This window comes from Borborobacter xinjiangensis, assembly GCF_047739745.1.
GTDB lineage: Bacteria > Pseudomonadota > Alphaproteobacteria > Rhizobiales > Rhizobiaceae > Pseudaminobacter.
Genome location: NZ_JBLLVA010000018.1, coordinates 19,724 through 38,665, shown reverse-complemented (window position 1 = coordinate 38,665; position 18,942 = coordinate 19,724). Strand labels below are relative to the sequence as shown.

Genomic DNA, 18,942 nt, shown 5'->3' with positions numbered 1-18,942 from the left:
TGCGGGCGCGGAATTGCGCCCATGAAATTTTCCCGTCTTCGCCTGCTCGGCTTCAAGTCCTTTGTCGAGCCCGGCGAGTTCGTCATCGAACGTGGCCTGACCGGCGTGGTCGGGCCGAATGGCTGCGGCAAGTCCAACTTGGTCGAGGCGTTGCGCTGGGTGATGGGCGAAAGCTCATACAAGAACATGCGCGCCTCGGGCATGGACGACGTGATCTTCTCCGGATCGGGCACGCGGCCGGCCCGCAACACGGCCGAAGTCACGCTTTTCCTCGACAATAGCGATCGCACCGCCCCCGCCGCCTTTAACGATGCCGACGAACTGCAGGTGTCGCGCCGCATCGAGCGCGAAGCGGGCTCGGTCTATCGCATCAACGGCAAGGAAGCGCGCGCCAAGGACGTACAGCTTCTGTTTGCCGACCAGTCGACCGGCGCGCGCTCGCCCTCCATGGTCGGCCAGGGGCGCATCGGCGAACTCATCCAGGCCAAGCCGCAGGCACGCCGGGCGTTGCTCGAAGAGGCGGCGGGCATATCCGGCCTGCACACGCGCCGCCACGAGGCGGAACTGCGGCTGCGCGCGGCCGAGCAGAACCTAGAACGCCTTGACGATGTGGTCGGCGAACTGGGGGGGCAGATCGAAAGCCTGAAGCGCCAAGCCCGCCAGGCGTCGCGTTTCAAGAACCTGTCGGCCGATATCCGCAAGGCGGAAGCCACGCTGCTGCATCTGCGCTGGACGCAGGCGAAAACGCAGGAAGGCGAGGCACGCTCGGCGCTGGCGCTTGCAACCTCGCTGGTCGGCGAGCGGGCCGCCTCGCAGATGAATGCAGCAAAAGATCAGGCGGTCGGCGCGCACCGATTGCCGCAATTGCGCGAAGCGGAAGCTTCGGCCGCCGCTGCTTTCCAGCGGCTGTCCATCGCCAGAACGCAGATCGAGGAGGAGGCCGGCCGCATTCGCACCAGGCAGGCCGAACTCGATCGCCGGTTGCAGCAACTCGACGCCGATATTGCCCGCGAGCAGCAGATGGTGCGCGACAATGGCGAGATACTTGCGCGGCTCGCCGCCGAAGAGGAGGAACTGAAGGGCGAAAATGCCGGCGCGGTCGAGCGCGAGGCCACGGTGCGCTCCGCCTTCGAGGAAGCGGCGGCGACCCTGGCTCTGAGCGAAGGCGCTCTTTCGGCACTCACCGCGGAACGCGCCGAGGCGGCTGCATCCCGCACCCAGCTCGAGCGCATGCTGCGTGAAGCCACCGAGCGCCGCGATCGCTTCGCCCGGCAATTGGCCGACGTTGGTCGCGAAATTTCGGAAATCGCCTCGCGGATCGCCGGGCTCGCTGATCCGGCTGAGAAGAAGATTCTTGTCGAGGAGGCGCTGTCGGCGCTTGAGGACGCCGAGATCGCGACTGCTTCCGCTGAAGAATCCGTAGCCGCGGCACGGGCGGCGGAAAGTGCGGCGCGCACGCCGGTTCAGGAGGCACGCGCCGAACTTGCCCGCATCGAGACGGAAGCGCGCACGCTGGCAAAGATCCTGAACGCCACCAGCGGCGATCTTTTCCCGTCCGTTCTTGAGCAGCTCAGCGTCGATCGCGGCTTTGAGACGGCTTTGGGTGCGGCACTTGGCGAGGATCTCGACGTGCCGCTTGATCGCAGCGCGCCCGTTCATTGGGGCGAGGTCGAGCCGACCCCGGGCGATCCGGCGCTGCCCGATGGTGTGCCAAGCCTGGCGTCCGTGGTGCGCGCGCCGCGCCAGCTTGCCCGGCGCCTGGCGCAGATCGGCATTGTCGAAGCGGCTGACGGAAGACGGCTTCAACCGCTGCTGGCGCCGGGGCAACGGCTGGTCAGCCGCGAGGGAGCGCTTTGGCGCTGGGACGGGCTGACTGCCAGCGCCGATGCGCCGACGGCCGCCGCGCAGCGGCTGGCGCAGAAGAACCGGCTGGCCGAACTCGATGCCGAGGCGGTGGCGGCAACCCTTGCCGTGCGCGCCGCCGAGGAAGCGTTGGCCAAGGCCGAGAACGCCGTGCGCCAAAGCACGGAAAACGAGCGTCTGGCCCGTCAGGCCGGGCGTGACGCCCAGACTGCGCTCGGGCAGGCGCGAGACGCGTTGGCAAGCGCGGAGAAGGCAGCAGGCGAATTGTCGAGCCGCAGGTCGGCACTCGACGAGACCCGCGCGCGGATCGAGGAAGATCACGAGGAGGCGGCCGCGACAGTTGTCGAGGCCGAATCGCAACTCGCCTCCGCTCCCGATTTGAGCGATCTTCAGTCGCGCCTCGATCAGGCCGCTTCCCATGTCGCCCGCGACCGCGCCGCAGTTGCGGATGCGCGAGCCGTTCATGACGGGCTGAAGCGCGAGGCGGATCAGCGTGCGCGCCGGCTGGAGGCGATCGGTGCCGAGCGTCGGAACTGGACACAGCGCGCCGAAAATGCCGCAAGCCAGATCGCATCGCTTGGTGAACGAAAGGCCGAGGCGCTCGATGAGCGCGAAAGACTGGTCGAAGCACCCGATGAGATCGACGCGCGACGCCGCGCGCTGATGACCCAGCTTGCCGAGGCCGAAACCCTGCGCAAGAAAGCTTCCGACGAGCTTCAGGAAGCCGAGACGCGTCAGGCGGTGCTCGACAAACAGGCGACGGCGGCGATCCAGCAGCTTTCGGAAGCGCGCGAGGCGAGGGGGCGCGCCGAAGAGCGCCTGACGGCCGCCGACGACCGCCGCAAGGAAATCGAGGCACGGATACAGGAAGTGCTGAATACGCCGCCGCATCTGGTCATCCGCCACACCGGTCTCGAACCGGATGCGGAAATGCCCGACATGGCCGATGTCGAGCGGCATATGGAGCGGCTCAAGATCGAACGCGAACGGCTGGGAGCCGTCAATCTGCGGGCCGAGGAGGAGCAAAGGGAGCTTTCCGAGCGGCTGGAGACGATTGTCGCCGAACGCGACGACATTATCGAGGCGATCCGCAAGCTGCGCCAGGCGATCCAGAGCCTCAATCGCGAGGGGCGCGACCGGCTGCTGGCGGCGTTCGACGTGGTCAATGCGCAGTTCCAGCGGCTGTTCACGCATCTTTTCGGTGGCGGTACGGCCGAACTGCAACTGATCGAATCGGACGATCCGCTTGAGGCCGGGCTGGAAATCCTGGCCCGCCCACCCGGCAAGAAGCCGCAGACGATGACGCTTTTGTCCGGCGGCGAGCAGGCGCTGACGGCGATGGCGCTGATTTTCGCGGTGTTCCTCACCAATCCGGCGCCGATCTGCGTGCTCGACGAGGTCGATGCGCCGCTCGATGACCACAATGTCGAGCGCTTCTGCAATCTCATGGACGAAATGGCACGCACCACCGAGACGCGGTTCGTCGTCATCACGCATAACCCGATCACCATGGCGCGGATGAGCCGGCTGTTCGGCGTCACCATGGCCGAGCAGGGCGTCAGCCAGCTTGTCTCGGTCGACCTCCAGACCGCGGAACAGTTGCGCGAAGCAAGCTGAGCGGCGCCAACCCGGTGTCCGCTGCGAGCTCACGCAGGACGTCAACATCGACTGTCGCTGAAAATCAGAGGAAGCTGGCTGGGGCGGGAGGGTTCGAACCTCCGAATGGCGGTACCAAAAACCGCTGCCTTACCACTTGGCTACGCCCCAAGACCCGGCGTCTGCGCCGAGCATGAGCGGCGTTATATTCAGTGCGATCGAAAAGTACAATCGCGACAAAATCGTTACGCTCAATTTTACCCGCTCAATTTCTGCCCGTTGCGAGGCCATGCGCCGGGCAGGGCAAGGAGCGCAGGATCATTCTCCCCACACGGCGAGTTCGTTGCCTGCCGGGTCGGTGAAATGAAACCGGCGGCCGCCGGGAAAGGAGAAGATCGGACGGACGATCTTTCCGCCGGCATTCTCGACCGCCGCGAGCGTGTCTTCCAGATTCTCCGAATAGAGCACCGGCAGCGGCTTGGCCGCCGCTTCAGTGCCGTCGGTCTGGAAACCACCCTCAAGTCCTTCGTCAAAGGCCGAATAGGTCGGGCCATAATCCTGGAAGGACCATGAAAACGCCGCGCTGTAGAAAGCCTTCACGCTGTCCAGCGTGCCGCCTGTGGCGGACATTTCGAGATAGTCGATTTTTCCGGTCTTTTTCATGGCTGCCTCGTGTTCCTGATATGTTCTACAGAATTCCAGGTGCGACTTCAAGTCTCGTTACCTGTGGATTTCTTAATCGATTGTAGGGCAAGGCGGGCGAAAAGCAGAGGTTGCCTTTCGCGAACCAGCAATTTAACGCTGCGCGCAAAGGGCTGGCCGCGTTTCCTTCGCGATGGTCCGCAGACGATTGGCGAGGAGCAGAGATGGCCAAGTGGGTCTACACCTTTGGGGATGGAACCGCCGAAGGAGGCGCGGGCGACAGGAGCCTGCTTGGCGGCAAGGGCGCCAATCTGGCCGAGATGTGCAATCTGGGCCTTCCGGTCCCCCCGGGGTTCACCATCACCACCGAAGCCTGCAACTGGTACTACGCCAACGGCCAGACTTTTCCCGATTCGTTCGAGGCCGATGTCACGGCGGCCCTCGACCACATCGCCGCGCTGACCGGCCGCCGCTTCGGCGACCCGGAAAAGTTGCTTCTGGTTTCGGTGCGCTCGGGCGCGCGCGCCTCGATGCCGGGCATGATGGATACGGTTCTCAACCTCGGCCTGAACGACGCGACGGTGGAGGCACTTGCCGCAGACTCCGGTGACGCGCGCTTTGCCTATGACAGCTACCGCCGTTTCATCCAGATGTATTCGAACGTCGTCATGGATCTCGACCATGAGGCATTCGAGGAAATTCTGGAGGAAGAGAAGGCGCGGCTTGGCCACGACCTCGACACTGCGCTGAGCGCCGCCGAATGGCAGCACGTCATCGGGCTCTACAAGGCCAAGGTCGAAGAGGAACTCGGCAAGCCGTTCCCGCAGGATCCGCACGATCAGCTCTGGGGCGCGATCGGAGCGGTGTTTTCGAGCTGGATGAACCCGCGCGCCATCACCTATCGCAGGCTTCACAACATCCCGGCGAGCTGGGGAACGGCCGTCAACGTGCAGGCGATGGTGTTCGGCAATATGGGCGAGACCTCGGCCACCGGCGTCGCCTTCACGCGCAATCCCTCGACCGGCGAAAAGGTGCTCTATGGCGAGTTCCTGGTGAATGCGCAGGGAGAGGACGTCGTCGCCGGCATCCGCACCCCGCAGAACATCACCGAGCAGGCCCGCATCGCCGCTGGTTCCGACAAGCCGTCGCTGCAGAAATTGATGCCGGATGCCTTCGCCTCTTTCATGGCGATTTCCGAGCGTCTGGAAAACCATTACCGCGACATGCAGGATCTCGAATTCACCATAGAGCGCGGTAAGTTGTGGATGCTGCAGACGCGCTCCGGCAAGCGCACGGCGAAGGCCGCGCTGAAGATCGCCGTGGACATGGCGGCCGAAGGTCTCATCAGCAAGGAAGAGGCCGTCGCCCGCATCGACCCGGCCTCGCTGGATCAGTTGCTTCACCCGACGATCGACCCGAAGGCCGAACGCAACGTGATCTCCGTCGGTCTGCCGGCTTCGCCGGGCGCTGCTACCGGCGAGATCGTCTTTTCCTCGGATGAAGCCGAGGAAATGCGGGCGATCGGCAAGAAGGTCATCCTTGTTCGCGTTGAGACGAGCCCGGAAGACATTCATGGAATGCACGCCGCCGAAGGCATCCTGACGGCGAGAGGCGGCATGACCAGCCACGCGGCGGTTGTGGCGCGCGGCATGGGCAAGCCCTGCGTGTCGGGCGCCGGCTCGCTGCGCATCGACTATAAGGCAGGCACGATGTCGGCGCTTGGCACGACGTTCCGCAAGGGCGACATCGTCACCATCGACGGCAGCACGGGGCAGGTGCTGAAAGGCTCGGTCGCCATGCTGCAGCCGGAGCTTTCAGGCGATTTCGCCTCGATCATGGAATGGGCCGACGCCATTCGCCGCATGACGGTGCGCACCAATGCCGAAACGCCAGCCGATGCGCGCATGGCGCGGTCGTTCGGGGCGGAAGGCATCGGGCTTTGCCGCACCGAGCATATGTTCTTTGAGGGAGAGCGCGTGGTCGCCATGCGCGAAATGATCCTTTCCGATACGGAAAAGGAGCGCCGCGCCGCACTCGACCTTTTGCTGCCGATGCAGCGCTCGGATTTTCTCGAGCTTTTCGAGATCATGGCCGGCCTGCCGGTAACGATCCGCCTGCTTGATCCGCCGCTGCACGAATTCCTGCCGAAGACGGAGGAGGAAATCGAGGAAGTGGCCACGGCGATGGATGTTTCCGTCGATCGGCTGCGTCAGCGCACCGAAACGCTGCACGAGTTCAATCCGATGCTTGGCCATCGCGGTTGCCGCCTGGCGGTGACCTATCCCGAGATCGCCGAGATGCAGGCGCGGGCGATTTTCGAGGCCGCGGTCGAGGCGGGCAAGCGGACGGGAAGCCCGGTTGTGCCCGAAATCATGGTGCCGCTGGTCGGGTTGAAGGAGGAGTTCGACTTCGTCAAGGCGCGCATCGATGCGGTCGCCAGGAACGTGATGGACGAAACCGGTGTCGAGGTCGAATACCTGACCGGCACGATGATCGAACTGCCGCGAGCGGCCCTTCGCGCCGATGTCATCGCCGAAAGCGCCGAGTTCTTTTCCTTCGGCACCAACGATCTGACCCAGACCACCTTCGGCATTTCGCGCGACGACGCGGCCTCCTTCCTCGAGGTCTATCGCCAGAAGGGCGTCATGGAGCAGGATCCGTTCGTCTCGATCGACGTGGAAGGTGTCGGCGAATTGGTGCGGATCGGCGCGGAGAAGGGCAGGGGCGCCCGAGCCGGCATCAAGCTCGGCATCTGCGGCGAGCACGGCGGCGATCCTGCCTCGATCCATTTCTGCGAAGAGGTCGGTCTGGATTACATATCCTGTTCGCCCTTCCGTGTGCCGATCGCGCGGCTCGCCGCAGCGCAGGCGGCGGTCAAATCGGCGCGGAAATCATCGTGAAAACGATGGCGCTCGCCGGTTTACAGCGATCGTCCAAGGCCCGTGCGTCCGATAGGACGCACTCTCCGATGTTCTAGGCGGCGGTAGAAAAGGCGTCCGCCAGACCGGCATAGGCGGCGGCAATGCGAGCGATTGGGCTGGCGCTGTCGGCAGCCGTCTCGACCCGTAGCTGACCGCCCGCGATCGGCATCGTCAGGACCAGAAACTGGCGGTTTTCGCCCTCGCCGACAAAGGCGGCGGCCGCATGATGGGGATGTTCGTCCTCGTCGACCCGCAGCTTGAACAGCAGCGTGCCACCCACGGCATCGAGCGTGCCGCGAACGACGTCCTCGAAGTCCTGATCCGAAACGGTCTCGCCTTTGACCGGAACCTCGACGGTGGTTTCGGCAAGCGTGGCCACGGAATCCTGTTCGGCAGACTGTTCGGTCATGCGAAACCTCGTCGTATGTCGCCAGTCAAGCCCACCCGCTGCCCAAGAATCCGCGTCGACAATGGCCGGATTGTGGCAAGGGAGCTTGAGGGCTTCTACCACGCACGCAAAGGCATTATTGAAGCGCTTCGAGTGGAGCGGATCTGAAGCGAAAACATGGCGGCATATTTGGAACAGCGAACCTCGCGTGCCGCTGTGTGGTCACGAAGACTGGCGGCATTTTCGGCGATGTTGATGCTGACCTCCGCGGTGTCGCACCGTTACGGCCTTCTTGAGACCAGGGCGTTTCTGGTAGTGTTCGGGCTGGTGGCATTGCTTGCGCTCTGTGCGCTGGCTCTGGCGGCCTTGGCCTTTTCGCGCGTCTGGCGAAGGGGAGACCGCGGCGGCGGCGACCTGACTTTCGGTGCAATCGTGGCGCTGCTGGTGCTGGTGCCGTTCGTGCTTTCGGCCTATCGCGGCTTTGCCTATCCGGAACTCAACGACGTTTCCACCGATCTCGAGGACCCGCCGGCCCTCAACGATGCGGCGCGATCGCGCACGACCGATATGAACCCCGTCGCGCCGCTCACCTCCGGGCAAAAGAAGCTGCAGCTTGCGAGATATCCGAATGTCTCAGGGCGTCGGTATGATCTGCCATTCACTCTCGCCCTCAATGCCGTCAAGGCGGTGCTGACAAACAAGGACTGGCAGATAAAGGGGGCGCAGCCTGTGGCCGCAGGACGAAGCGAAGTCACGATTGAGGCAGTCGCCTACACCACCATTCTGGCTTTCCCGATCGATGTGGCGATCCGCCTGACCGACGAGGGCACGAGCACCTATGTCGATATGCGCTCCGCTTCGCGATACGGCAGGCATGATCTTGGCGACAATGCAGCCCGAATCATCGGCTTTCTTGACGAACTCGATGCCGAAATGGCCGCGCAAGCAGATGCCATGCCGGTGGAGGCGCCTGACGAAGACCCACCCGCCGATTAGGACCAATCGACATTCAGGGTCGAAATCCGCCGGGTCCCGCAGGGATATGGCCAAAATCGTCCATTTCCGCGTCGCGAAGCCTCGGCGCAGGGCGCCTTCGGCTCCGCTCCTTTGCTCATACCACGCCTCAAATCCTGAGTGTCGTTTGGTCCTGATCAGGCTGGAGAAAAGAAACCGTCGATCGACACGTCGCCCTCGGCAAGCACCTGGCCACGCGCCACGAGATCCTCCAGATGCGCCAGGACCGAGAGTGCCGCTGCGCCGTGAAGCCGTGGGTCGGTGTCGCGATAAATTGCGGCCACGAGTTGCGCGATGGTGCGGTCGCCGGAATTCAACCGCTCCAAGACCGCGCGTTCGCGCATCTTGCGATGGGCCTTGAGTCCGCGCATGAAGGCTGCAGGTTTTTCGACCGGCCCGCCATGGCCAGGCAGGAACACGGTGTCGTCGCGCTCCATCAGGCGATCCAGCGACGCCATATAGTCCGACATCGCGCCATCGGGAGGTGCGACGATCGACGTCGCCCAGGCCATGACGTGGTCGGCCGAAAACAGGATGCCGGTTCCCTCCAGCGCGAAAGCGGCATGGTTGGCCGCGTGGCCCGGCGTCAGCACCGTGCTGATCGCCCAGCCGTCGCCCTCGACGGTCTGGCCGTCGGCAAGCCGCAGGTCCGGCGAGAAGTCGAAATCGGCGCTGGCATCGAGCGGGTTGATTTCGCCGATCCTGAGCGGCCGTGCCGAGCGATGCGGCCCCTCGGCCGCGACGATGGCGCCCGTCTGAAGCGCCAGCTTTGCCGCAAGCGGCGAGTGATCGCGGTGCGTATGGCTGACGAATATGTGGCTGACCGGCCGCCCCGCTATGGCGCGCATCAGACTGTCGAAATGGGCATCGTCCTCGGGTCCGGGATCGATGACGGCAAGCGTGTCGCGCCCGACGATATAGCTGTTGGTGCCGCGAAAGGTGAATGCGCTCGGATTGTTCACCGTCACACGCAGCACGTGTTCGGCAACCACTACGGCTTGACCGTAGGCAGGCTCGAATGTCGTGTCCAGGTCCAGCGCCATCGGGAAATCCATCCAGCTTTGGTGTGCGAGCGTTGAAAATGGTTTGCCGCTTAGCATGGCAACGAATATACGGGAACCCGACCGGCGATCGCTGGCCTCAACCGAATGGGGAGAAATATGACAGATTCTACAATCGCGCGCCCGCTGGTGTCGCTCGCACTGCCCGAGGGCCGCGCCGCGCGCCTTGCCACTCAAATCTTCCTGGCTGCCGCAGGCACGCTGCTGATTGCGCTCTCCTCCCGGATGAAGGTTGTTCTCGGTCCGGTCGACATGTCGCTCCAGACACTGGTGATCTTCCTGATCGCCATCGCCTATGGCAGGAAACTCGCCGTCGCGACGCTGCTGCTTTACATGGCTGAGGGCGCGATGGGCCTTCCGGTATTCCAGAGCACCCCGGAAAAGGGCATCGGCATCGCCTATATGCTGGGCTCCACCGGCGGCTACCTCGCCGGCTTCGTCGTGATGGCCGCAATCGTCGGCTGGGCAGCCGATCGCGGTTGGGACCGTAGCCCGGTGAAGCTGTTTGGCGCCATCCTCACCGCCGAGATCGTCATGATGGCGATGGGCTTCGCCTGGCTTGCCGCGCTGATCGGCCCGGAAAAATCCTGGCAGTTCGGCGTCGTTCCGTTCATCGTGCCCGACCTTATCAAGGTCGCGCTTGCCGCGACCCTGGCACCGGCGATCTGGGCACTGCTGCCGAAGCACAAGTAGAAAAATCCAAAGCAAATCCGAAGGCCGCAGGTTATCCCCTGCGGCTTTTTGCGTTTTTGAGTGTCCGCCGCACATGGCGGCTTTTTTTTCCGGTGTGAGAACAGCTTTCCAACCGACGAGGTTTGGGCGCACGATCCAATCGGGCAGGCAAGCAAATTTGGTAGGCTTCTTCTTGAGCAAAAGGCGCGTTCTGGGAAAATCGCCGAAGTCTCAATTAGTTGCGCGTTCGTGTCACGTCGCCGCCCACCAAAGGCATTCGCATGCTGGCCAAGCTTACCCATCTCGATCGTCTCGAGGCCGAGGCGATCCATATATTTCGTGAGGTGGCGGCGACCTTCAGCAAGCCGGTAATGCTCTATTCGATCGGCAAGGATTCCTCGGTCCTGCTGCACCTGGCGATGAAGGCTTTCTATCCGGCCAAGCCGCCTTTTCCCTTTCTCCATGTCGACACGACCTGGAAATTCCGCGAGATGATCGCATTTCGCGACGCCATGGCCGAACGGCTGGGCTTCGACCTGCTCGTTCACATCAACGAGGAGGGTGCGCGCGACAACATCAACCCGTTCGACCATGGCTCGAACACTCACACGCATATCATGAAGACGGTGGCGCTGCGCCAGGCGCTGGACAAATACGGCTTCGATGCAGCTTTCGGCGGCGCGCGCCGCGACGAGGAGAAATCACGCGCCAAGGAGCGCATTTTTTCGTTCCGCAATTCCAGCCATGCCTGGGACCCGAAGAGCCAGCGCCCGGAAATGTGGAAGATATTCAACACGCGCATAGCGGCGGGCGAATCGATACGCGTCTTTCCGCTGTCCAACTGGACCGAGCTGGATATCTGGCAATATATCCTTCAGGAAGACATTCCTATCGTGCCGCTCTATTTCGCCAAGGAACGGCCGGTGGTCGAGCGTGACGGAATGCTGATACTGCGCGACGACGAACGCATGGTGCTGAGGCCGGGCGAGGTGGTGGAAAACCGGCTGGTCCGCTTCAGGACGCTTGGCTGCTATCCGCTGACGGCGGCAATCGAATCGGATGCGACGGACCTCGCGGGCATCGTCAGCGAAATGCTTATTGCCCGCACCTCGGAGCGCCAGGGCCGGCTGATCGACAAGGACGAGGTCGGGTCGATGGAGAAGAAGAAGCGCGAGGGGTATTTCTGACCATGCGCCATGTAAGGGCGGAAGCCATAGTCGCAGCCGACAATGTCGAGGATTATCTAGCTGGTCAGGAGCGCAAGTCGCTGTTGCGTTTCCTCACCTGCGGGTCGGTCGATGACGGCAAGTCGACGCTGATCGGTCGGCTTCTCTCCGAGACGAAGCAGATATTCGAGGATCAGCTTGCGGCGCTGCAACGCGATTCACGCAAATACGGCACCACCGGCGGCGACGTGGATTTCGCGCTTCTGGTCGACGGGCTGGAGGCGGAACGCGAGCAGGGCATCACCATCGATGTCGCCTACCGGTTTTTTGCCACCCCGAAGCGTAAATTCATCGTCGCCGATACGCCGGGCCACGAACAATACACCCGCAACATGGCGACCGGCGCCTCCACCGCCGATCTGGCGATCGTATTGGTCGATGCCAGGCAGGGAATATTGCGCCAGACCAGACGGCATTCGATCATCGCCTCGCTGCTCGGCATCCGCCACATCGTGCTTGCGGTCAACAAGATCGATCTCGTCGGTTTCGATCGCGGCACATTCGATAAGATCGTCGCTGAGTATGTTGAATTCGCTGAAAAACTCGGCTTCGAAACCATCGTCCCAATCCCGATCTCGGCGCGCTTTGGCGACAATGTCACCAGCCGTTCGGCCAATATGGACTGGTATGAAGGGCCGAGCCTTGTAGAGCATCTGGAGACGGTGGAGATCGAGCGGGCGGCCGTGGAAGCGCCGTTCCGGTTTCCGGTCCAATTCGTCAATCGCCCGAACCTCGACTTCCGCGGTTTTGCCGGAACGGTCGCCTCGGGCTCGATTGCAGAGGGCGACGAGGTCGTCGTGGCCAAGTCGGGCAAATCCGCACGGGTCCGGCGGATCGTGGCGCATGGCGGCGATCTTGCGAGAGCCGTGGAAGGGCAGGCGGTCACCATAGTTCTGGACGACGAGGTCGAGGTATCGCGCGGCAACATGCTGGTGTCGCCAACGGCGCGCCCGCACGTGGCCGACCAGTTCGCGGCCAATATCGTCTGGTTCGACGAGCAGGCGCTGCTGCCGGGCCGATCCTACCTGCTGCGCACCGAAACCGACCAGACGAGCGCCGCGGTCACCGATCTCAGCTACCGTCTCAACGTCAACGATTTCGCCCATGAAGCAGCCAAATCTCTGGCGATGAACGAGGTGGGCGTGTGCAACATCTCGGTGCAGTCGCCGTTGGTGTTCGACGCATTTGCCGGCAACCGAGCCACGGGTGCGTTCATTCTGATCGATCGCATGACCAATGCGACCGTTGGCGCCGGCATGATCCTGCATCCTCTGCGGCGCGCCGACAACATCCATTGGCAATCGCTCGATGTCGCCAAAAAGGCGCGGGCGGCAGCAAAGCACCAGAAACCGGCCGTGCTCTGGTTCACCGGCCTTTCCGGCTCGGGCAAGTCGACGATCGCCAATCTGCTCGAAAAGAAGCTGCATATCGCCGGAAGGCACACCTACACTCTCGACGGCGACAATATTCGGCATGGCCTGAACCGCGATCTCGGCTTCACCGAGGCGGACCGGGTGGAGAACATCCGTCGTGTCGCCGAGGTGGCGCGGCTGATGGCGGATGCTGGTCTGATCGTGCTCGTCTCCTTCATTTCGCCCTTCCGCGCCGAACGCCGGGCAGCGCGCGAACTGCTGGAGGAAGGCGAATTCGTCGAAGTGTTTGTCGATACGCCGTTCGAAGAATGCGCCAGCCGCGACCCCAAGGGCCTCTATGCACGCGCACTGAATGGTGAGATCAGGAACTTCACCGGGCTCGATTCACCTTATGAGCCGCCGGAAAATCCGGAAATTCATTTGGAAACGCTCGGCAAAACGCCGGAAGAGATGGTAGATGTTCTTGAGGACTGGTTACGCGAGCGCGACATTGCAGATCAAAACTACGACCACGGCGACGGCATCTGACGACGAGGCGATGCTCGCTCTATGCGAGCGCCTGGCGCTGGAAGCCGGGCGCCTGGTCATGACCGTCTTCAATGCCGACATCATCATCCGGCGTAAGCTCGACGCGTCTCCGGTGACCGACGCCGACCGCGCCAGCGAAAAGCTCATTCTGGACGGTCTGCGCTCGCATTTTCCCGACATTCCCTGCGTGGCCGAGGAGGAAGCCTCGGAAGGGGCTGCGCCGCGAGAGCTTGGCGACACCTTTTTCCTGGTCGATCCGCTCGATGGCACCAAGGAATTCATCGACCGGCATACCGATTTCACGGTCAATATCGCGCTCATCCGCAACGGAAGGCCCGAACTCGGGGTCGTCTATGCGCCATGCACAAGGCGGTTTTTTTCCGGGAGACCGGGTGCTGCCTATGCGATCGAGGTTTCGCCCGACCATCAGATGACGGGCAGGCGCCGCATCGAGGTGCGCGAGGGGCAGGTGCCGCTCGGCATTGTCGCCAGCCGCTCGCACCGGACGCCGGAGACCAACGACTTCATCCGCCAGGTTCAGGCCGCGGAAATCGTGTCGGTCGGGTCGTCGTTGAAATTCTGCCTGATCGCCAGTGCCGAAGCGGATGTCTATCCGCGCTTCGGCCGCACTATGGAGTGGGATACGGCGGCGGGCGACGCGGTTCTGCGCGCGGCGGGCGGCATCACCAGAACAACCGACGGCAAGCCGTTGATCTATGGCAAGCGCAACCAGCAGGGCAAGTTGGATTTCGTCAATCCGTCGTTCATTGCAACCGGCAGGACTTCCGGCCTGCCTGGTTTGCCAGCGTGGCCGCAGACCGCAGAATAACCTATTCGGCCGCGTCCTTTGCCGATTGCGCGGCGATGAAATCGCTGATCGCCGCGATGACCCGATCCTGATCGTCCGTGGTCAGATAGGGATGCATCGGCAGGCACAGAATGCGCCCCGGCAGCGATTCCGACACCGGCAGCCCGCCGGGAGCGACGGGATAGCGGTTGTAGGCGACCTGCTGGTGCAGCGGCTTGACATAATAGATCACCGTGGGAATACCCTGCGCCTGCAGATGCGCCTTCAAGGCGTCGCGGTGCGAGGTTTCGATGGCGTATTGTGCCCAGGCCGAGCGGCTGGCTTCGGGCATAACGGCAGTTTTGACGACATTGTGAAGCCCGTCCCGATATCGCTGCGCGACTTTCCGGCGGGCCTCCATCTCGTCTTCGAGAATGGCAAGCTTCTCGATCAGGATCGCCGCCTGCAATGTATCGAGGCGTGAATTCAACCCGACATGGACGTTGTCATATTGCGTCTCTCCCTTGCCGTGGAAGGCAAAGGAACGCAGCCTCTCGGCGAATGCATCGTCATCCGTGAACATGGCGCCGCCGTCACCATAGCAGCCGAGGGGCTTTGCCGGATAGAAGCTGGTCGAGCCGACCTTGCCGAACGAGCCGCACATCTTGCCATCCACCGAGCCGCCGATTGCCTGCGCGGCGTCTTCGATGACCAGCAGATTTTCGCGCTCGGCGATTTGCATGATGGCGGAATAATCGGCGCCAAGGCCGAACAGGTCGACCGGGATGATCGCCCTCGGCTTCAGTTCGCCCTCGGCCTTGATCATGGCGATAGCCGCTTCAAGGCTCGAGATGTCGATGTTGTAAGTGTCGGGATCGATGTCGATGAATACAGGGCTTGCCTTGGCGAGCGCCACGACTTCGGCGGTCGCCGCAAAGGTGAAGCTCGGAACGAAGACGGCATCGCCCGGTCCGATCCCTGATGCCAGCAAGGGCAAAAGCAGCGCGTCGGTGCCGTTGGCGCAGGCGATGGCGTGCTTGGTTCCGACATAGGCGGCAATCTGCTTCTCGAACTCGGTCACCTGCGGCCCGAGGATATAGCGCCCGTCATCGACGACGCTTTCCATTGCCGCCCTCAGCTTTTCCCGAATTCGTTCACGCTGCGCGCCAAGATCGATGAATTGCATGCCTACTTTTCCAAGCTCGATATCTGATTGGGCCCGCTGATAACAGAGTTGAAGCGGCCAAGAAAGATTTGGCCTACCCGAAAGGCCAAAGGGCCGCGGATCGAATGTTACCGGGGCTTCCGCGAAACCATGGGTTGTCCGTACCGGAATGGCCGCTGCCCTTACGCCTTCAACCGGGGGAAATATAAAGTGATCGGCTTGTCCGACAGATCAGGTGATCTCATGCCGCCAGGGCGGATTGGCGCCGGCGCGCGAAACCGTGATTGCCGCAGCCTTGGCGCCTAGCGTCAGCGCATTGCGAATTTCCGCCTCGGAAAGCTCGCTCAGCCGGGCTTTCGACAGCGCGCCCTGCTCGTGAAGCGAGGCGAGGACGCCGGCGTTGAAGGTATCGCCGGCTCCGACCGTATCGACCACTTCCACTCGATTGGGTTCCACCGCAATCCTGTGCCGTTCGGTGTAGGCGACGGCGCCCGCCGCACCATGCGTGATTATTATCAGTTTCGGTCCGTCTCGCAGCCAGGTGCGGGCAAAGTCTTCCGGCTGGCCGCCATGGCCGAACCAGGCAAGGTCCTCGTCGGAGAGTTTGACAATATCCGCAAGCGCCATCATGCGGCGAATGCGCTCGAGGTGCTTTTCCCTGTCCGGAATGAAGCCCGGCCGGATATTGGGGTCGAGCATGATGACGCGGCGCTCGTGCTCTCGGCGCATCAGCGCTTCATAGGTCGAACCACAGGGTTCGGGAATGAGGCTGATGGCGCCGAACAGCATCGCCTCGATCTCGTCGTCCAGCAGCGGCAGGTCGGCTTCCGTCAGCATGCGGCCGGCGGTGTTCTCGTCGTAGAACGTGTAGGTCGCATGACCCTCGGCGAGGCGCACGAAGGCCAGCGTCGTCGGGCGCGCGGAAATGTGGGCATAGCGCGAGCCGACATTGCTGGAGGCGAGCACCTCGCGGATCTGTTGGCCGAACAGGTCCGACGACAGGCCTGCGAAGAACTCGACCGGCACGCCGAGGCGCCCGAGCGCGACCGCCGAATTGAACACCGCACCGCCAGCATAGGGCGCAAAGGCCGGCTCCCCAGCCGTGCTTTCGCGCGGCAGCATGTCGATCAGCGCTTCGCCGCAACACAATATCATGGTCGTTTGCCTTCCGGCCAAAGGATGTCCCGCTTTTGCATCGTCACGCGCCTTTGGACAAGGAGGTGGGGCCGATCAGGAAGCGCTCCGACAAGGGCAGGCTTGCGCCGCCGAGTGCCCGGGCATGGATGCCGACCGTGCCTTCGCGCACCGCCGGAACTTGCAAACCCTCGACGTCGATTGCTGCCAGCGCAAGTTCCACCGCCTCGACCAGCCGCCGGCGGATAGTAATGGGCATCCAGCCGTCGATCACGGCTGCCTCGAAATCTATGACCGAGGTGGCCGTTACGATGGCATAGGCCAGCGCTTCAGCGGCAGAGGCGATCCAGGTGCCCAACTCCTCGCCGATCTCGCCCCAGTTCTCGGGGGAGGACCATAAGAAGGCAGCGTCCACACCACGCGCGTTCAGCGATTTCTCCAGAATGGCGATCGAAGCGACATCGATGAGCTGCCTCGGCCGGCCTGCCCCACCGGGTACTGGCATCGAACCCAGCGCACCGGCATTGCCGGTACGGCCGCTGTAGAGCGCGCCGTTCAACACGATGCCGCCGCCGATGAACGCGCCGATGTAGAAATAGACGAAATCGCGCGGAGCGCCGGTCTGGCCGAAAACCAGTTCAGCGCCGCAGGCGGCGGTAGCATCGTTCTGGAGATAGACCGGAAAACTGCATTCAGCCTGGATATCGGCGCGGATGTCGCGGTGTCGCCATTGATCCCTGATCTCGCATGGCGCACCCATCGTGTCGGCCCAGTTCCACAATTCGAACGGAATGGCGATGCCAAGCCCGGCAATGCGTGCGTCCTCCTCGGGCGTCAGGCCGGCGCGCAACCGGGTCATGCCGCTCGTGACGAAATCGATTGTCTCACCGGGCGCCGGATAGCGATAGGAAATCTGCAGCTTACCGCGTGTGTTGCCGAGAAAGTCGATGAGAATGAGCTCCGCGCTACGCCGGCCGATCTTCAGGCCGAGGAAATAGGCGCCCTCGGGGTTGAGCGACATGGGAATGGAAGGCTGGCCCACCTTTCCGCGCACCGGCGCCTGCCGGACGAGCAGGCCGTCGCTTTCCAATTCGCGCATGATCACGGAAACGGTCTGCGCCGACAGCCGCGTCATTCGCGCAATATCCATTTTGGCGAGACTGCCGTGCCGGCGAACCAGGGTGAGGACGAGCCGGGCGTTGTGATCGCGCATCCCGCTTTGATTGGTGCCACGGTGGACATGATCCTTTGCGAGCGCTTCCGGATCGGGTCTGAAGTCCTCGGCCTCCATCGATATCCTTCGCCTTCATGTTCGAATTTCACGCGACTGTGGTGAAAGCCATCAGCCCTGTCAATAATAAATAAGAGTGATTTAATTATTGACAGGGGAGGCGGGCCTGTGTTTTTTTGACTGCGGATGCGGCGGGCGAAAGCACGTGTCGGCGTCTGCTTGACGACGCCCGGAGGGGCGCCGGACGTTTCACTTCATCGGGAGGAAGTCCGTGACCAAGATCGCATTTTTGAAGTCCACAGTGTTCGGTGCCGCAGCCGCGGTTCTGTTTTCATTCGCGTCGTCTGCCTCGGCGGCCGACGTTAGCGCATGCCTCATCACCAAGACCGATACCAATCCTTTCTTCGTCAAGATGAAGGAGGGCGCGACTGCCAAAGCATCTGAACTCGGCGTCGAGCTGAAGAGCTATGCCGGCAAGATCGACGGCGACAGCGAAAGCCAGGTCGCGGCAATCGAAACCTGCATTGCCGATGGCGTGAAGGGCATTCTGCTGACCGCGTCCGACACGGCAGGCATCGTGCCGGCGGTGAAGAAAGCGCGCGATGCCGGCATATTGGTGATCGCACTCGACACGCCACTCGATCCGGCCGACGCCGCCGATGCGACCTTTGCGACTGACAACCTGCTGGCCGGCAAGCTGATTGGCCAATGGGCGGCTGCGACACTTGGCGATGCGGCCAAGGACGCCAAGATCGCCTTTCTCGACCTGACGCCGTCGCAGCCGACGGTCGACGTGTTGCGTGACCAGGGGTTCATGCTTGGCTTCGGCATCGACGTGAAGGACGTCAAGCGGATCGGCGACGAAGACGACCCGCGCATTGTCGGCCACGACATGACCAACGGTAACGAGGAGGGCGGTCGCAAGGCGATGGAAAACCTTCTCCAGAAGGACCCTGGCATCAATGTCGTGCACACGATCAACGAACCGGCAGCGGCCGGCGCCTATCAGGCGCTGAAAGCCGTCGGCATGGAGCAGAACGTGCTGATCGTTTCGGTGGACGGCGGTTGTCCGGGTGTGAAGAATGTCGAGGCGGGCGTGATCGGTGCGACCTCTCAGCAGTATCCGTTGTTGATGGCCTCGATGGGCATCGAGGCAATCAAGAAGTTTGCCGACACCGGCGAAAAGCCGAAGCCCACCGAGGGCAAGGATTTCTTCGATACAGGCGTGGCGCTGGTGACGGCCAAGCCCGTAAACGGCGTCGAATCGATCGACGTGAAGACCGGCCTCGACAAATGCTGGGGTTGATTTGACGGCGCCATGAGCCGACAGTCTGCCGTGCG

At 62.8% G+C, this 18,942-nt stretch carries 14 protein-coding genes and 1 tRNA gene; 8 read left to right on the top strand and 7 right to left on the bottom strand.

Annotated features, from left to right (window positions below):
* Positions 1-21: 21 nt before the first annotated feature.
* Positions 22-3,480 (top strand): chromosome segregation SMC family protein, encoded by a 3,459-nt coding sequence (locus ACLKMW_RS17885; protein WP_415725849.1) that lies wholly within the window; start codon positions 22-24, stop codon positions 3,478-3,480.
* 75 nt (positions 3,481-3,555) lie between these two features.
* Here ACLKMW_RS17885 and ACLKMW_RS17880 read toward each other — a convergent pair.
* Positions 3,556-3,630: transfer RNA gene (locus ACLKMW_RS17880), tRNA-Gln, on the bottom strand.
* A 147-nt stretch (positions 3,631-3,777) separates the two neighbouring features.
* Positions 3,778-4,122 carry a VOC family protein gene (locus ACLKMW_RS17875; protein ID WP_415725848.1) on the bottom strand — a complete coding sequence of 115 codons (345 nt, stop codon included), beginning with the start codon at positions 4,120-4,122 and terminating at the stop codon, positions 3,778-3,780.
* Between the two features lie 203 nt (positions 4,123-4,325).
* Here ACLKMW_RS17875 and ppdK point away from each other — a divergent pair, with 203 nt between their 5' ends.
* Complete coding sequence (gene ppdK, locus ACLKMW_RS17870) at positions 4,326-7,001, top strand: pyruvate, phosphate dikinase (protein WP_415725847.1); 2,676 nt, start codon at positions 4,326-4,328, stop codon at positions 6,999-7,001.
* A gap of 73 nt (positions 7,002-7,074) precedes the next feature.
* Here ppdK and ACLKMW_RS17865 read toward each other — a convergent pair whose 3' ends face one another.
* Positions 7,075-7,431 (bottom strand): hypothetical protein, encoded by a 357-nt coding sequence (locus ACLKMW_RS17865; protein ID WP_415725846.1) that lies wholly within the window; start codon positions 7,429-7,431, stop codon positions 7,075-7,077.
* Positions 7,432-7,665: 234 nt separating this feature from the next.
* On the opposite strand from ACLKMW_RS17865, the gene ACLKMW_RS17860 reads away from it, so the two are divergent.
* The gene (locus tag ACLKMW_RS17860; protein WP_415725845.1) at positions 7,666-8,406 is read left to right on the top strand and encodes a DUF1499 domain-containing protein; all 741 of its coding nucleotides are present in this window, start codon (positions 7,666-7,668) and stop codon (positions 8,404-8,406) included.
* Between the two features lie 155 nt (positions 8,407-8,561).
* On the opposite strand, the gene ACLKMW_RS17855 is transcribed toward ACLKMW_RS17860, so the two are convergent.
* The gene (locus ACLKMW_RS17855) at positions 8,562-9,467 is read right to left on the bottom strand and encodes an MBL fold metallo-hydrolase (protein WP_415725844.1); all 906 of its coding nucleotides are present in this window, start codon (positions 9,465-9,467) and stop codon (positions 8,562-8,564) included.
* Between the two features lie 117 nt (positions 9,468-9,584).
* Between ACLKMW_RS17855 and ACLKMW_RS17850 the strand changes: the two genes are divergently transcribed.
* The 4 genes from ACLKMW_RS17850 to cysQ all read left to right on the top strand — a co-directional run bounded on the left by ACLKMW_RS17850 (position 9,585) and on the right by cysQ (position 14,113).
* Positions 9,585-10,178 (top strand): biotin transporter BioY, encoded by a 594-nt coding sequence (locus ACLKMW_RS17850; protein ID WP_415725843.1) that lies wholly within the window; start codon positions 9,585-9,587, stop codon positions 10,176-10,178.
* Between the two features lie 260 nt (positions 10,179-10,438).
* A complete protein-coding gene (gene cysD, locus ACLKMW_RS17845) occupies positions 10,439-11,344 on the top strand; it encodes a sulfate adenylyltransferase subunit CysD (RefSeq protein ID WP_415725842.1) in 906 nt (301 codons plus the stop codon).
* Between the two features lie 2 nt (positions 11,345-11,346).
* Positions 11,347-13,284, top strand: coding sequence for a sulfate adenylyltransferase subunit CysN (gene cysN / locus ACLKMW_RS17840; RefSeq protein ID WP_415725841.1), 1,938 nt, complete (start codon positions 11,347-11,349; stop codon positions 13,282-13,284).
* 10 nt (positions 13,285-13,294) lie between these two features.
* A complete protein-coding gene (gene cysQ, locus ACLKMW_RS17835) occupies positions 13,295-14,113 on the top strand; it encodes a 3'(2'),5'-bisphosphate nucleotidase CysQ (protein WP_415725912.1) in 819 nt (272 codons plus the stop codon).
* 1 nt (position 14,114) lies between these two features.
* On the opposite strand, the gene ACLKMW_RS17830 is transcribed toward cysQ, so the two are convergent.
* From ACLKMW_RS17830 to ACLKMW_RS17820, 3 genes are all read right to left on the bottom strand, one after another.
* Complete coding sequence (locus ACLKMW_RS17830; RefSeq protein WP_415725840.1) at positions 14,115-15,257, bottom strand: DegT/DnrJ/EryC1/StrS family aminotransferase; 1,143 nt, start codon at positions 15,255-15,257, stop codon at positions 14,115-14,117.
* A 210-nt stretch (positions 15,258-15,467) separates the two neighbouring features.
* Positions 15,468-16,391 (bottom strand): carbohydrate kinase family protein, encoded by a 924-nt coding sequence (locus ACLKMW_RS17825; RefSeq protein WP_415725839.1) that lies wholly within the window; start codon positions 16,389-16,391, stop codon positions 15,468-15,470.
* A gap of 43 nt (positions 16,392-16,434) precedes the next feature.
* Positions 16,435-17,661, bottom strand: coding sequence for an ROK family transcriptional regulator (locus tag ACLKMW_RS17820; RefSeq protein WP_415725838.1), 1,227 nt, complete (start codon positions 17,659-17,661; stop codon positions 16,435-16,437).
* A gap of 229 nt (positions 17,662-17,890) precedes the next feature.
* On the opposite strand from ACLKMW_RS17820, the gene ACLKMW_RS17815 reads away from it, so the two are divergent.
* Positions 17,891-18,907 (top strand): sugar ABC transporter substrate-binding protein, encoded by a 1,017-nt coding sequence (locus ACLKMW_RS17815; RefSeq protein WP_415725911.1) that lies wholly within the window; start codon positions 17,891-17,893, stop codon positions 18,905-18,907.
* The last annotated feature ends 35 nt before the right edge of the window (positions 18,908-18,942 follow it).